Source organism: Achromobacter sp. HNDS-1, assembly GCF_040084795.1.
Classification (GTDB): domain Bacteria; phylum Pseudomonadota; class Gammaproteobacteria; order Burkholderiales; family Burkholderiaceae_B; genus Achromobacter; species Achromobacter ruhlandii.
The window spans coordinates 1,934,258-1,946,717 of sequence record NZ_CP157584.1; the positions used below are offsets into that span (position 1 = coordinate 1,934,258).

Here is a 12,460-nt window from a genome sequence, read left to right on the forward strand (position 1 = left end):
ATTCAACCAGACAGTTGAATTGAAACGGCAAGGCGGGATATATTCAACCTCATGGTTGAATCACTGCCTCCCCCGTCCCTGGATGCCGTCTTTCGCGCGCTGGCCGATCCCACGCGCCGCGACATGCTGCAGCGCCTGGCCGGCGGAGACCGGACCATCGGTGAACTGGCCGCGCCCCTGCGCATGAGTTTCGCCGGCGCCTCCAAGCACGTGCAGGCGCTGGAACGGGCCGGCCTGCTGCGGCGGACCGTCAACGGCCGCAGCCACGTGTGCAGCCTGAATCCGGCCCCGATGGCCGAAGCCATGCAATGGCTGCGCTTCTATGAACATTTCTGGTCGGGCCGGCTGGATGCGCTTGAAGCCGCGCTGGCCGCCCATGCGCCCCCGACCGCCTCCCAGGAGAGCCAACATGAGTGATTACGGTGTCGTCACCAGCCCCGCGTCCCTTTGCTTTACCCGCATCCTGCCCGCCAGCGTGGAACGGGTCTGGGCCTTCCTGACCGAACCCGACAAGCGCGGGCAATGGCTGGCAAGCGGCGACATGGAACTGCGCGAAGGCGGCGGCGTCACGCTGCGCTTCGTGCACGCCGACCTGTCGTCCGTGGCCGAGCCCACGCCCGAGCCCTACAAGCCCTATGAAAACGGTGTCACCACCCATGGCCTCATCACCCGTTGCGAGCCGCCGCGGCTGCTGGCGTTCACCTGGGGGGGCTCGCAGGGCCAGCCTTCGGAGGTGACGTTCGAGCTGTCGCCGGAAGGCGACGGCACCCGCCTGGTGCTGACCCATCGCAAGCTGGCCTCGCGCGCCGACATGATCGATGTCGCGGGCGGCTGGCATGCGCACCTGGGCGTGCTGTCCGCGCGCCTGGCGGGCCGCGAGCCGGGCCCGTTCTGGTCGGCGCTGCTGCGTTGGGAGAAGGACTACCAGGCGCGCATCCCCGCGCAATAAGGGACCATGCCCTCCGCCCCGCGCCCGCCGGCGCGGGGAAAGCGCCAGCCGCTACTGCCACGGCCGGATCCGCCGCCGGGCAGTCGTTCAATAGCAACTATCACGCCATCCCGGCAGATAAAAACTGGCTAATCATTGCGCTTTGCAGTAACATAAGTCCGTGATTTTTCCGCAAAAACCGGGCTTCGTTCACGACATTGAGTGCCAACCTTCGGTGGCAGTCTGAGTACCTGCCCGCAGTCGCGGGCCATGCCGGACTTTCGCCCGGCATTCCTGCAACGCTGCAACCGGTTTTCTTGGGTGAAACCTGCCCTTGCCCCGTGGCGCAACCGCGTCGCCCGGTATCGCAGCAGACACTCCAACCCGCTTCTTCCGGCGACGCGCCACAAGCGCCGATCCGCGACCAAGCTGCGCATCACGCGCACACAGCCCTCGCGGCGCGAGTATCCGTCATTTCAGACATCCACTTGGGATGCCGTGGCCCATACCCGCGCTTGCCCGGACGTTTTACGTTCAACCGCTGGACCTGGCCAACAGAGTCCGACGCGCTCGCCATCCCCGGGTGGCGCGCCATGCCGACGGCATGGCGGCGCGTATTGATCAAGGAGTAGAGAATGGCTAAAGAAGAACTCATCGAACTGGACGGCATCGTCGACGAAGTGCTGCCCGATAGCCGCTACCGCGTCACCCTGGACAACGGCATCGAAGTGGGCGCCTACGCCTCCGGCCGCATCCGCAAGCACCGCATCCGCATCCTGGCCGGTGACCGCGTCACCCTGGAAATGTCGCCGTACGACCTGACCAAGGGCCGCATCAACTTCCGCCACAAGGACGAACGCGGTCCCGCCCCGAGCCGTCCCCCGCAGCACCGCCGCTGATCGGCGACGGCCGGCGCCCGCCGGCCTGTCGCCCCCCACGGCGGGCGCCTCGCGGGCTTAAACTCGCGCGCGCCATGCCGTAGTAATGCGCAAGACCCCGGTTCGTGAAAGAATGGCGCTCCTCCGGCGCCACGCCCGGCGGAACACGCATGACGCAGCAAGATGGATCTGACACAGGAACTGAAAGACGCGGCCGACCAGCTTTCCCTGACGCGAAGACGCTTCGCCAAGGGGGAGGAAGGCCTGCGCCTGCTGCATCAATCGCGTGAAGCGTTCATCAACAGCCTGCGCAACACCGGCCTGACCTACGCGGAAGCCAAGATCAAGTACGACAACTGCCTGGACGAACAGGAAGTGCAGTTGCACGACATGCTGGAAAAGATGCGCTACGCCGAGCGCATGCACCAGTACATCCTGCACCGCATCGCGCTGCAGCAGCCGGCCCAGGCCGCCACGCCCGCCTGAGGGCCGTGCCCGCTCAGGGTTTGAACGCGCCGATGAAGATGGCGGGATCGACCCGCGCATCGTTCAGGCTGACATTCCAGTGCAGGTGCGGACCGGTGGCCCGGCCCGTGGCGCCAACCTTGCCCACCACCCCGCCCCGGGCGACCGTGTCGCCCACCTTCACGTCGATCGCCGACATGTGGCAGAACATGCTGACGAAGCCCTGTCCATGGTCCAGGAACACGGTTTTGCCGTTGAAGAAATAATCCCCCACCAGCGACACCACGCCCGCGGCCGGCGCCTTGATCGGCGTGCCAGCCGGCACCGCGAAATCCAGGCCGGAGTGCGGATTGCGCTCTTCGCCGTTGAAGAAGCGGCGCAGCCCGAACGGACTGGACAGCCGGCCGCCGCTGACGGGCCGGTCCAGCAACAGATTGCTGGGCGTGACGCCGGCGCGATAGGCGCGGTTGGCGGCGCTCTGTTCGGCCATTTCGCGCTCGATGCGCTTCATGTCGTCGGGATCGGGGTTGACCTGGCGCGGGTTTTTCAGCGTGATGTGTTGCGCCACGTACTCCTTGGCGCGCACGGTGAACGGCAACTGGCGCGTGCCCGCGCCATCGCGCACGGCTATTTCCTGCTGGCCGGGCTTGACCGCCAGCGGAATGCCGACCACGGCGATCCATTGCCTGCCATCCTCGCGCACCACCAGCACGCGGCGGTCGCGGTAGGTGACCTCGGGCGCCGTCGCGGCGTCGCCCAGCGCCAGCACGGCAACGCCGCCCGGCACCGGCGCATTGAGCTTGCGGCTGACGAAGCCGCCCGGCTGCGGGGCCGGCGCCTGCTTGGCGCGCGCCGGCAGGGCCAGGCACACGGCCGCCGCGGCCAGGCCCAGCCGCAGTATGTCTCGGCGTTGCGGCATCACTGTTGCAGACACAGGTTGGCGGGTTCGATCAGGCTCTGGTCGCGCCGCGCAATACGAGTCGACAGGCGGGCCTCGGTCTTGCCCTTCCAGGTGGTGGTGGTCAGCACCGCCTCGACGCCCAGGCTGTCCGACTGGATCAGCTCGAAGCCATTGCGCACCGGCTTGCGCTCGAAATTCACGTTCAGGCTTTTCCAGGCGTCGGCCACGCAGTTGGTGTAGTCCTCGGCCGTGCGCTGGGTCGACCCGTAGAACACCGGATCACGGTCGCGGACGTCTTTGACGTTGGCGCAAGCCGACACGGCGAGCACGACGGTGGCAAGGGACAAGGCGGTGCGGACCTTCATATCTGGACTCTCTGGCAATCAATGGAAAGAGGCGGCCAACTATACCGCAGCGTCCGGCGACGGTTGCGGCCGGCGCGCCGACTTGGGGCGGAAAGCGGCGATGACCTCGGGACGGGTCTCGGCATACGGACCGCCGATCAGGTCGATGCAATAGGGAATGGCGGCGAAGATGCCCGGCACCAGCACCGAGCCGTCGTCGGCGCGCAGGCCTTCGAGAGTCTCGCGGATCGCCTTGGGCTGGCCCGGCAGGTTGACGATCAGCGCGGCATGCGATGGCCGTTCGCGGATGACGGCGACCTGCCGCGACAGGATCGCCGTGGGCACGAAGCGCAGGCTGATCTGGCGCATCTGCTCGCCGAAGCCCGGCATTTCCTTGGTGCCCACCGCCAGCGTGGCCTCGGGCGTCACGTCGCGCCGCGACGGGCCGGTGCCGCCGGTGGTCAGGACCAGGTCGCAGGCGCAGGTGTCGACCAGCTCGATGAGCGTCTCGGAAATGCGCGCGGCCTCGTCCGGGATCAGCCGGTCCACCGCCTGCCAGGGCGAGGCCAGCGCCCCGTCCAGCCATTCACGCAGGGCGGGCAGCCCCTGATCCTGGTAGGCGCCGGCCGAGGCGCGGTCGGAGATCGACACCAGGCCGATGATCAGTTCGTCGGGATGGCGGCGGGCGATGCGGGCGGGAGCGGTCATGGGATACGGGCGCAAAGGAAGTCGGACAAGGGATGCTATCGCATTCTCCGCCGGCCGGCCTGGCGGCGGCCGGCCCCGCTCTTGTGGCAAAAAGGGGAATCCCCGGGTTTGCGCGCTTGTCGCGCTCATGGCGGCTGGCTAACATCCGCTCACATTCTCTTCTTCCACCCCGACCCGCGCGCCGCGCCTTCCTGGTTTCTCATGTTCACACGCACCCTCGGGCAGCATGCGCTGGCGGCGGCGCTGGCCCTGGCGGTCGCGCTGGCCGCGGGCTGGGGCGCCTGGCATACGCTGGCGCTGCGCACCGGCCCGGCGCCGGCCGCGGCCACCGGCGTCTATATCCACAACCTCGGCAACACCCTGCAGGACCAGACCCGCAACCTGTCGCGCCTGAGCCAGGCGCTGCGCACCGGCGACCGCCTGGTGGTGCTGGGCTCGTCCGAGCTGACCAGCACCGATCTGCGCTTCGTGCCCTACCGCTTCCTGGCCGACGAACTGCGCATGCCGGTCATGGCCTACGGCCATTCGGGCTTCCAGTCGCTCGGCATGCAACTGGTGCTGGCGGCGCTGGCGGATGACCTGTCACCGGCCTCGCGCGTGGTGGTCATGGTGTCGCCCGGCTGGTTCGATGGCGACGGCGGCCTGGGGCCGGATGAATTCCGCGAACACGCCAACCCGCTGCTGCCGCGCCTGGTGCGCCAGCCCGAAGGCCGCGAACAACTGGCGCGCTGGCTGCGCGACAAGGGCGACGCCCGGGTGGCGTGGTCGATGGCGGCCGAACAGGCCTATGTGTTCCGCCAGCGGCTGGTCGACCTGTGGACGCCTGCCCATGCGGCGCCCGCGCCCGAGGCGGAAGCCGAGGGCCCGACGGCCGCGGCCCGGGTGGTCGACTGGGACGCCCTGGCGCGCGAGGCGCAGGAGGCCGAGCAGACGCAGATGACGCGCAACCGCTACGCCGTGCGCGACGAATTCTTCGATAAGTACCTGCAGGCGGTGCCGGCCGGCGGCAAGACCGCCTTCCTGCCGCGGCCGCTGACCGGCAAGGACGAATTGCGCGAGCTGGAGGCGCTGATGCGGCTGCTGCGCAACCACGGTGTCGACGCGCTGTTCGTGATGCAGCCGCTGCACCCGCTGGTGTTCAAGGACCTGGACCGCTTCGGCCCCATCCAGCGCCAGGTCGACGCGCTGTGCGCGCGCTACGCCATGGCCTGCATGAACATGTACGACGCGCCCTACGAAATCGGCACCCTGCGCGACGTGCAGCACCTGGGCGAACTGGGCTGGCTGCGGGTCAACCAGCGCATCGCCGAGGTCTTTCGCCCATGAGCCCGGCTCCCCTATCCCCGAACAAGGACACCGCGCGATGAGAAAAACCCTGTGGCTGTGCCTGCTCTACCTGGGCCTGCTGGCGGTCATGATGATCCAGGCCGACACCTCGGCCAACCTGGGCAAACCGCTGGAAATCGAGTTCCAGTACCAGAAGTTCTAGCTTGCCGCGCCGGCGGCGCTGGCCGCCGGGGGCGGGCGGTCGGTTTGCCGGACACGGGGAACGGCGAAAGTTGCCTGAAGCAACCGGGGACAGGTCACAAATCTGTAATAATCTGGGCCTCCGCCGGAACCTCCCCCGCCTCCATGTCCACCCTCTTTCATGGCCTCGACCTCTGGGTTGGCCTCAGCCTTGCACTGGCCCTGACGTTCGTCCTGGCTTTCGAATTCATCAATGGCTTCCACGACACGGCGAACGCCGTCGCGACGGTCATCTACACCAAGGCCATGCCCCCGCACCTGGCGGTGGTGCTCTCCGGCATTTTCAACTTCCTCGGCGTGCTGCTGGGCGGCGTGGGCGTGGCCTACGCCATCGTCCACCTGCTGCCGGTGGAACTGCTGATCAACGTCGATACCGGACGCGGGCTGGCCATGGTGTTCGCCATGCTGGCCGCGGCCATCGCCTGGAACCTGGGCACCTGGTATTTCGGCATCCCCGCCTCCAGCTCGCACACGCTGATCGGCTCGATACTGGGCGTGGGCCTGGCCAATGCGCTGATCACCGACCTGCCGCTGGCCGACGGCGTGAACTGGGGCAAGGCGATCGACATCGGCGCCTCCCTGGTGGTGTCGCCGGTGGCCGGCTTCCTGGTGGCCGGCGGCCTGCTGCTGGCGCTCAAGCGCTGGCTGCCGCTGTCGAAAATGCACAAGACGCCCGAGCAGCGCCGCGCCATCGACAACAAGAAGCACCCGCCGTTCTGGAACCGCCTGGTGCTTGTGCTGTCGGCCATGGGCGTGAGCTTCGTGCACGGGTCGAACGACGGCCAGAAAGGCATCGGCCTGATCATGCTGGTGCTGATCGGCATCGTGCCCGCCAACTTCGTGCTCGACACCAATAGCACCACCTACCAGATCGAGCGCACGCGCGACGCCGCCACCCACCTGAGCGCGTTCTACCAGCGCAACGAAGCCATGCTGGGCGACTTCCTGGCGCTCAAGCGCGCCGGCTCCGCCTCGGACCTGCCGCGCAATTTCCGCTGCGATCCGGAATTGACCCTGCCCACCATCGACGCGCTGCAGGCCGACCTGCACGGCGTCAGCAACTACGCCGACCTGCCCGCCGCCAAGCGCATCGATGTGCGCCGCTACCTGCTGTGCCTGGACGACACCGCCAAGAAGGTGGCCCGCATCGAGGGCCTGCCGGCACGCGAGCGCACCGACCTGCAACGCCTGCGCGCCGACCTGACCGCCACCACCGAGTACGCGCCCTTCTGGGTGATCGTGGCGGTGGCCCTGGCGCTGGGCGCCGGCACCATGGTCGGCTGGCGCCGCGTGGTGCTGACGGTGGGCGAAAAAATCGGCAAGCAGGGCATGACCTACGCCCAGGGCATGTCGGCGCAGCTGACCGCTGTCGGCGCCATCGGCCTGGCCAACGTCTTCAGCCTGCCGGTGTCCACCACCCACGTGCTGTCGTCCGGCGTGGCAGGCACCATGATCGCCAACAAGAGCGGCCTGCAGGGCGGCACGGTGCGCAACATCCTGCTGGCCTGGATCCTGACCCTGCCCGCCTCGATGCTGCTGGCGGCCGGCCTGTTCTGGGTCGGCGTGCAGATCGCCGGCTGACCCTGGTCCGGCCGGGCGGACCATCTGCCCGGCCGGCGCAACACTGTGGCTACCGCGCGGGGCTATGCCCGGCGCGCAGGCGCCTCTACGATGGCGCCATGGCTACCCCTTCCCCCATCCTGCATTACATCTACGACCCGCTCTGCGGCTGGTGCTATGGCGCCGCGCCGCTGGTGCAGGCCGCCCGCGGCATCAGCGGCCTGACGATCGAGGCCCATGGCGGCGGCATGATGACCGGCGGCAACCGCCAGCCCGTCACCGAGGCGTTGCGCCGTTACGTCATGCCGCACGACGAACGCATCGCCAGCCTCACTGGCCAGGTGTTCGGCCCGGACTATTTCGACGGCCTGCTGCGCGACAGCGGCGCGGTGTTCGACTCGGCGCCGCCGACCACCGCCATCCTGGCCGCGCAGGCGCTGGCGGGCCGCGGCCTGGACCTGCTGCACCGGCTGCAGCAGGCCCATTACATCGAAGGCCGGCGCATCGCCGATCCCGCCGAGCTGCGCCGCCTGGCGGTGGAGATCGGGCTGGACGAGGCGGCCTTCCAGGCCGCCTATGCCGCCACCGAGGGCGCGGCCACCGAGCGCCACATCGCGCAGAGCCGCGAATGGCTCGCGCGGGTTCGGGGCTCGGGCTTCCCGACGCTGGCGCTGGAACGGAACGGCGTCTTTGAGCTGCTGGAACCCGCCCGCTTCCTGGGCCGCCCGTTGCAATGGCAGGCGGACCTGCGCCAGCGCCTGACGTGATCAGGCCTCGCCGATGTCGCCGTCGCGCTGCAGCGCGCGGTGCATTGCCGGACGCGCCGCCAGCCGTTCGGCATAGGCCGAGAACACCGGATTCTCGGCGATCAGCTTCACCTGCATCATGAACTGCAGGGCGCCGCCCAGCACGATGTCGACGGCGCTGAAATGCTCGCCCAGGAAATACGCGCGCGACTGCAGCACGCGGGTCACGACCTGCTCGACCTCGTCGGCCGAGCCCCATCCCATCGAGCCCTGCTGGTGCGCCGTCTTGAAGGCGCGTTCCGTCATGGCCGGCTCGAACACGCCGGTGGAATAGGCCAGCCAGGTCAGGTAGGGGCCGCGCTGCGGATCGCCCACCACGGGGCCCAGGCCCGCCTGCGGATACAGGTCGGTCAGGTAGAGCGCGATGGCGGGGGTCTCGAACACAGGCACCCCATCGTGCACCAGCGCCGGCACCTTGCCATGCGGATGGATGTCGATGTAATCGGGCGGGATGTGGCCGGAACCGTCGCGGCGGCGGATCGACACCATCTCGGTGTCGTAGGGCACGCCCAGCTCTTCCAGCAGCCAGAGGATGCGGAACGAGCGCGAGCGCGGCGCGTGATAGAGGGTCAGCATGGGCGGTCTCCTGGGGCCGGGGCGCGGCCCTGGCGATCATTGTGCCGCAGGCCGCCCCACCGGGGCCAGCACTGTCCCCGACCGCCGCGCGTGTCCTATTCGTCGGCGCCCAGCGCGCGCAGTTGCGCTTTCAGGCGGCGCACTTCCTGGCTCAGGTCCAGGATCAGGGCAACCGCGTCCAGGCCGGCGCCGAAGTCTCGCTCCAGGCGGCGCGCGTGCAGCGCGCGCTGCAGGTCGACACTGTAGAAGCGCCACTCGGCCGGGCGCTGACCGCTGGCGTCGACAATGCCGACCTCGACCAATTGCGCGACCCATTCGACCTCGGCGCCGCAGGCGCGGGCCAGTTCGTCGGCGCTGAGCGGTTGCGACTTGCCCACCACGGTGGCGCTGCTGATGACGACTTTCTTCATGATCAGACCCCCAGGTGGCGCCGCGGGTTGAACGGCAGATCTTGCTGCATCTTGCGGTAGGCCTCCTTGGCCGCTTCGGTGTCGGCCGGCGGCAACGCCAGTTCAAGCACCAGGTACAGGTCGCCGGGCGGATCGCCCGGGATGCCGCGGCCGCGCAGCCGCAGCTTGCGGCCGTTGCCGGACCCGGCGGGCACCGACACCTCGACCGTGCCGCCCGGCGTCGGCGCATTGACCTTGGCGCCCAGCGCCGCTTCCCAGGGCGCTACCGGCAGCGTCATGTACAGGTCGCGGCCTTCGGCGCGGTAGCGGGGATGCGGCTTGAAGCGCACCTCCAGGTAGAGGTCGCCGTTCTCGCCGCCGCCGTAACCCGGCATGCCCTGCCCGGCCAGGCGGATGAACTGGCCTTCGCGCACGCCCGGCGGAATCCGCACGCTGAGCGTGCGGGTCTGCATCTGCGGGCGACCGTGGTCGTCGACCTGCATGGAGCGCAGGCTGATGTCGCGGGTGGCGCCTTTCAGCGCGTCTTCCAGGTCGACCTCGATCGCGGCGTGATGGTCGTCGCCGCGCGCGCGGAATTCCTGCTCGTGGCCCGAGGCCGGCCCGCGGCGGCCGCGGCCGCCGAACAGCGACGAGAAGAACTCGCTGAACTGGGCCTCTTCGCCCGACGCCGGGCCGCGGTGGAACTCGAAGCCCTCATCCCAGCCCGGCGGCGGCTGGAACCCTCCGCCCGGCGACACGCCGGCCGCAAGATTGTCATAGGCCTCGCGCTTTTCCTTGTCGCGCAGCACATCGTAGGCTTCGTTGACGTCGCGCATGCGCGCCTCGGCGTCGCTTTCCTTGCTGACGTCGGGGTGGTATTTGCGGGCGAGCTTGCGGTAGGAGCGCCGGATTTCGTCTTCGGAGGCGCCGCGCTCCACACCAAGAATGCTGTAGTAGTCCTTGAACTCCATTTCCCAGCCCATGGTAAGGGTTGCAGCCAAAGGCGGCTCGCGCCGGATTCGGCCCTGAATGGAAAGAAGATAGGGGTTGCGGTGCGATTTTTCAATGCGTTTCGTCAGTCGCGCGGCTTCGCGCATAATGGACGGTTGCCGCGTCCGCCGCCAGGCGGGGCAGGCATCGCCAACGAACAGGAACCGATCGTGCTGGAAATCATCGACGTCGACTTCAACAACCCGGAACACGGCCAGCAGGTGCTGGCCATGCTCAACGAATACGCCAACGGCCCCATGGGCGGCAACACGCCGCTGCCCGAGCACGCCCAGCGCAACCTGATCGCGGAACTGGCCAAGCGGCCGACGGCGCGCGCCCTGCTGGCGCGGATCGACGGCGCGGTGGCGGGCGTGGCCGTCTATATGGAAGGCTTCTCGACCTTCGCCTGCCGCCCGCTGGTGAATCTGCATGACCTGGCCGTGTCGCCGCGGTTCCAGGGCCAGGGCGTGGGCAAGCAGCTGCTGGCCGCGCTGGAAGACCGCGCCCGCCAGCTGGACTGCTGCAAGATCACGCTGGAAGTGCTGGAGGGCAACGCCGTGGCCCAGGGCCTGTATCGCAAGCTGGGCTACGAAGGGTATTCGCTGGACGAGGAGACCGGCCGCGCCATGTTCTGGCAGAAGAAGCTGGCCGCCTGAGCCGCGCCGGCGAGCGTTTCGCGGCGCGCTGGGGCGCGCCGCCCCCAAGGGAACAAGACACCATGAAGATGAGCAACATCCCCTTCGGCACCACCGACTGGTCCGAGGTCGAAACCACCGAACATCCCGGCGACACCGGCATGGCCTACTGGCGCACCCGCCAGTTCGGCGACCTGCGCGTGCGCATGGTCGAGTACACGCCCGGCTACCTGGCGGACCACTGGTGCAGCAAGGGTCACATCCTGCTCTGCCTGGAAGGCGAGCTGCACACAGAGCTGGAAGACGGCCGCACCTTCGTGCTAACGCCGGGCATGAGCTACCAGGTGGCCGACCAGGCCGAACCGCACCGCTCGTCCACCGCCACCGGCGCCAGGCTGTTCATCGTCGACTGACGCGCCGGCGCGACACGCGAAATTTCGATTGCGTTACGCTTTGCGCTACGCACCCCATTTTCATCGCCAGCCGCCCCAGGATGACGGCGCCCGATGACACGCTCCCCGCGAGGAGCGGCCCGCCGAAGACGCGGCGTGGGGGCATTGTCCAACCGCCTGACCGGAGATGCACTTGGGCGCCCCGTTTACGCTGTACGTAGATTCCCAGTTCCTCAGCCCCTACGCCATGTCGGCCTATGTGGCGCTGGCCGAGAAACAACTGCCCTTCGAGGTGCGCCTGATCGACCTGGACGCGGGCGAACAGCGCATGCAACCGTACCAATGCCGCGCCTTGACCGCGCGCGTGCCGGCCCTGACCCACGGTGACTTCAACCTGACCGAATCCACCGCCATCGCCGAGTACCTGGAAGACCTGCATCCGGCGCCGGGCTGTACCGCGCTGTACCCGGCCGAGCCGCGCGAGCGCGCCCGCGCCCGCCAACTGCAGGCCTGGCTGCGCAGCGACCTGGGCGCCCTGCGCCAGGAGCGGCCGACCGAATCGGTGTTCTACGGCGATGCCGGCCAACCGCTGTCCGACGCCGGCCATGCGGCCGCGGCCAAGCTGATCCACGTGGCCGGCGCCCTGATCGGCGCGGGCCAGGCCACCCTGTTCGACGACTGGTGCATCGCCGACCTGGATCTGGCGGTGGCGCTGCGGCGCCTGTGGCAGGACGGCCTGCCCGATCCGCTGCGCGACTACGTCCAGACCCAGTGGCAGCGGCCCTCGGTCCGCAAATGGCTGGAACACAACGCGGACGCCCGCGCCTGACACCTCGCCTTGGAGCCGCCATGCAATTGCTGGATCACGTCTCCATCAGCGTCGCCGGGCTCGACAGCGCCCGGCCGTTCTACGACGCCGTCATGGCCGCCCTGGGCGCGGTCAAGGTCTATGACCACGCCGACGCGCTGGGCTACGGCGAACGCTGCCGCGCCGGCGATGCCGGCCATACCTACCTGAGCGTGCAGGCCGATGCGGCGGCCTCGCCGACGGCGCCGGCGCGCCGCCACTGGTGCTTCAAGGCCGCCAGCCGCGCCGCCGTCGACGCGTTCCATGCCGCCGGCCTGGCCCACGGCGGGCGCGACGAGGGCGCGCCGGGATTGCGCCCGCACTACCACCCCCACTACTACGCCGCCTTCCTCTCGGACCCCTCCGGCAATCGCATCGAAGCTGTCTGCCACGACGCGCCGTGAGACGCGGCGCGGATCCCGCAAACAACAAGGGACAGTGAGTCCCGGGCATTTGACCTGCATCAACCGTCCCCATGTTGCGATGCAACATCCATTCAGGTGTAATGGGGGGG

At 68.8% G+C, this 12,460-nt stretch carries 18 protein-coding genes; 12 read left to right on the plus strand and 6 right to left on the minus strand.

Going from position 1 to position 12,460, the window contains the following annotated elements; all coding sequences use genetic code 11:
* The first annotated feature begins 51 nt into the window (after positions 1–51).
* From ABFG95_RS08885 to ABFG95_RS08900, 4 genes are all read left to right on the plus strand, one after another.
* Positions 52–417: a metalloregulator ArsR/SmtB family transcription factor gene (locus ABFG95_RS08885; protein WP_348995773.1), complete on the plus strand. Its 366-nt coding sequence runs from the start codon at positions 52–54 to the stop codon at positions 415–417.
* Positions 410–949, plus strand: a complete 540-nt coding sequence (locus tag ABFG95_RS08890) for an SRPBCC family protein (RefSeq protein ID WP_049075540.1) — start codon at positions 410–412, stop codon at positions 947–949. The genes ABFG95_RS08885 and ABFG95_RS08890 overlap by 8 nt, the downstream gene beginning before the upstream one ends.
* 614 nt (positions 950–1,563) lie before the next feature.
* Positions 1,564–1,827 carry a translation initiation factor IF-1 gene (infA, locus tag ABFG95_RS08895; protein ID WP_049075541.1) on the plus strand — a complete coding sequence of 88 codons (264 nt, stop codon included), beginning with the start codon at positions 1,564–1,566 and terminating at the stop codon, positions 1,825–1,827.
* Positions 1,828–1,989: 162 nt separating this feature from the next.
* The gene (locus ABFG95_RS08900; protein WP_049075544.1) at positions 1,990–2,292 is read left to right on the plus strand and encodes a hypothetical protein; all 303 of its coding nucleotides are present in this window, start codon (positions 1,990–1,992) and stop codon (positions 2,290–2,292) included.
* A gap of 13 nt (positions 2,293–2,305) precedes the next feature.
* Here the strand turns inward: ABFG95_RS08900 and ABFG95_RS08905 are convergent, their stop codons facing one another.
* Genes ABFG95_RS08905 through mog form a run of 3 tightly spaced genes read right to left on the minus strand, consistent with a single transcriptional unit; the run spans position 2,306 to position 4,224 of the window.
* Positions 2,306–3,190, minus strand: coding sequence for a peptidoglycan DD-metalloendopeptidase family protein (locus ABFG95_RS08905; protein ID WP_348995774.1), 885 nt, complete (start codon positions 3,188–3,190; stop codon positions 2,306–2,308).
* Positions 3,190–3,537, minus strand: a complete 348-nt coding sequence (locus ABFG95_RS08910) for a hypothetical protein (protein ID WP_049075546.1) — start codon at positions 3,535–3,537, stop codon at positions 3,190–3,192. Before ABFG95_RS08910 ends, ABFG95_RS08905 begins: the two co-directional genes overlap by 1 nt.
* A gap of 39 nt (positions 3,538–3,576) precedes the next feature.
* Entirely contained in the window at positions 3,577–4,224 is a 648-nt protein-coding gene (gene mog, locus ABFG95_RS08915; protein WP_054417215.1) for a molybdopterin adenylyltransferase, read from the minus strand.
* A gap of 201 nt (positions 4,225–4,425) precedes the next feature.
* On the opposite strand from mog, the gene ABFG95_RS08920 reads away from it, so the two are divergent.
* The 4 genes from ABFG95_RS08920 (at position 4,426) to ABFG95_RS08935 (ending at position 8,078) form a co-directional block, all read left to right on the plus strand.
* On the plus strand, positions 4,426–5,550 hold the full coding sequence (locus ABFG95_RS08920; protein WP_348995775.1) for a D-alanyl-lipoteichoic acid biosynthesis protein DltD: 1,125 nt from the start codon (positions 4,426–4,428) through the stop codon (positions 5,548–5,550).
* Positions 5,551–5,587: 37 nt separating this feature from the next.
* Positions 5,588–5,713 (plus strand): hypothetical protein, encoded by a 126-nt coding sequence (locus tag ABFG95_RS08925; RefSeq protein ID WP_020926707.1) that lies wholly within the window; start codon positions 5,588–5,590, stop codon positions 5,711–5,713.
* A 143-nt stretch (positions 5,714–5,856) separates the two neighbouring features.
* The gene (locus ABFG95_RS08930; protein WP_049075550.1) at positions 5,857–7,332 is read left to right on the plus strand and encodes an inorganic phosphate transporter; all 1,476 of its coding nucleotides are present in this window, start codon (positions 5,857–5,859) and stop codon (positions 7,330–7,332) included.
* A gap of 98 nt (positions 7,333–7,430) precedes the next feature.
* Positions 7,431–8,078, plus strand: coding sequence for a DsbA family protein (locus ABFG95_RS08935; RefSeq protein WP_348995776.1), 648 nt, complete (start codon positions 7,431–7,433; stop codon positions 8,076–8,078).
* On the opposite strand, the gene ABFG95_RS08940 is transcribed toward ABFG95_RS08935, so the two are convergent.
* The 3 genes from ABFG95_RS08940 to ABFG95_RS08950 all read right to left on the minus strand — a co-directional run bounded on the left by ABFG95_RS08940 (position 8,079) and on the right by ABFG95_RS08950 (position 10,053).
* Complete coding sequence (locus ABFG95_RS08940; RefSeq protein WP_049075555.1) at positions 8,079–8,693, minus strand: glutathione S-transferase family protein; 615 nt, start codon at positions 8,691–8,693, stop codon at positions 8,079–8,081. It abuts the gene before it with no gap.
* 95 nt (positions 8,694–8,788) lie between these two features.
* Complete coding sequence (locus ABFG95_RS08945) at positions 8,789–9,103, minus strand: chaperone modulator CbpM (RefSeq protein WP_049075556.1); 315 nt, start codon at positions 9,101–9,103, stop codon at positions 8,789–8,791.
* A 2-nt stretch (positions 9,104–9,105) separates the two neighbouring features.
* Positions 9,106–10,053, minus strand: coding sequence for a DnaJ C-terminal domain-containing protein (locus ABFG95_RS08950; RefSeq protein ID WP_049078012.1), 948 nt, complete (start codon positions 10,051–10,053; stop codon positions 9,106–9,108).
* Positions 10,054–10,242: 189 nt separating this feature from the next.
* On the opposite strand from ABFG95_RS08950, the gene ABFG95_RS08955 reads away from it, so the two are divergent.
* The 4 genes from ABFG95_RS08955 (at position 10,243) to ABFG95_RS08970 (ending at position 12,350) form a co-directional block, all read left to right on the plus strand.
* Positions 10,243–10,728 (plus strand): GNAT family N-acetyltransferase, encoded by a 486-nt coding sequence (locus ABFG95_RS08955; RefSeq protein WP_049078014.1) that lies wholly within the window; start codon positions 10,243–10,245, stop codon positions 10,726–10,728.
* A gap of 62 nt (positions 10,729–10,790) precedes the next feature.
* Positions 10,791–11,120 (plus strand): DHCW motif cupin fold protein, encoded by a 330-nt coding sequence (locus tag ABFG95_RS08960; protein WP_049075557.1) that lies wholly within the window; start codon positions 10,791–10,793, stop codon positions 11,118–11,120.
* 172 nt (positions 11,121–11,292) lie between these two features.
* On the plus strand, positions 11,293–11,928 hold the full coding sequence (yfcF, locus tag ABFG95_RS08965) for a glutathione transferase (protein WP_081330442.1): 636 nt from the start codon (positions 11,293–11,295) through the stop codon (positions 11,926–11,928).
* Positions 11,929–11,948: 20 nt separating this feature from the next.
* Positions 11,949–12,350 carry a VOC family protein gene (locus ABFG95_RS08970; protein ID WP_063585260.1) on the plus strand — a complete coding sequence of 134 codons (402 nt, stop codon included), beginning with the start codon at positions 11,949–11,951 and terminating at the stop codon, positions 12,348–12,350.
* Positions 12,351–12,460: the final 110 nt, after the last annotated feature.

What these genes read in the sequence shown, in the direction of transcription:
- ABFG95_RS08885 (WP_348995773.1), top strand. Translation starts at nt 52, where the DNA reads ATGGTTGAATCACTGCCTCCCCCGTCCCTGGATGCCGTCTTTCGCGCG.
- ABFG95_RS08890 (WP_049075540.1), top strand. Translation starts at nt 410, where the DNA reads ATGAGTGATTACGGTGTCGTCACCAGCCCCGCGTCCCTTTGCTTTACC.
- infA (WP_049075541.1), top strand. Translation starts at nt 1,564, where the DNA reads ATGGCTAAAGAAGAACTCATCGAACTGGACGGCATCGTCGACGAAGTG.
- ABFG95_RS08900 (WP_049075544.1), top strand. Translation starts at nt 1,990, where the DNA reads ATGGATCTGACACAGGAACTGAAAGACGCGGCCGACCAGCTTTCCCTG.
- ABFG95_RS08905 (WP_348995774.1), bottom strand. Translation starts at nt 3,190, where the DNA reads ATGCCGCAACGCCGAGACATACTGCGGCTGGGCCTGGCCGCGGCGGCC.
- ABFG95_RS08910 (WP_049075546.1), bottom strand. Translation starts at nt 3,537, where the DNA reads ATGAAGGTCCGCACCGCCTTGTCCCTTGCCACCGTCGTGCTCGCCGTG.
- mog (WP_054417215.1), bottom strand. Translation starts at nt 4,224, where the DNA reads ATGACCGCTCCCGCCCGCATCGCCCGCCGCCATCCCGACGAACTGATC.
- ABFG95_RS08920 (WP_348995775.1), top strand. Translation starts at nt 4,426, where the DNA reads ATGTTCACACGCACCCTCGGGCAGCATGCGCTGGCGGCGGCGCTGGCC.
- ABFG95_RS08925 (WP_020926707.1), top strand. Translation starts at nt 5,588, where the DNA reads ATGAGAAAAACCCTGTGGCTGTGCCTGCTCTACCTGGGCCTGCTGGCG.
- ABFG95_RS08930 (WP_049075550.1), top strand. Translation starts at nt 5,857, where the DNA reads ATGTCCACCCTCTTTCATGGCCTCGACCTCTGGGTTGGCCTCAGCCTT.
- ABFG95_RS08935 (WP_348995776.1), top strand. Translation starts at nt 7,431, where the DNA reads ATGGCTACCCCTTCCCCCATCCTGCATTACATCTACGACCCGCTCTGC.
- ABFG95_RS08940 (WP_049075555.1), bottom strand. Translation starts at nt 8,693, where the DNA reads ATGCTGACCCTCTATCACGCGCCGCGCTCGCGCTCGTTCCGCATCCTC.
- ABFG95_RS08945 (WP_049075556.1), bottom strand. Translation starts at nt 9,103, where the DNA reads ATGAAGAAAGTCGTCATCAGCAGCGCCACCGTGGTGGGCAAGTCGCAA.
- ABFG95_RS08950 (WP_049078012.1), bottom strand. Translation starts at nt 10,053, where the DNA reads ATGGAGTTCAAGGACTACTACAGCATTCTTGGTGTGGAGCGCGGCGCC.
- ABFG95_RS08960 (WP_049075557.1), top strand. Translation starts at nt 10,791, where the DNA reads ATGAAGATGAGCAACATCCCCTTCGGCACCACCGACTGGTCCGAGGTC.
- ABFG95_RS08970 (WP_063585260.1), top strand. Translation starts at nt 11,949, where the DNA reads ATGCAATTGCTGGATCACGTCTCCATCAGCGTCGCCGGGCTCGACAGC.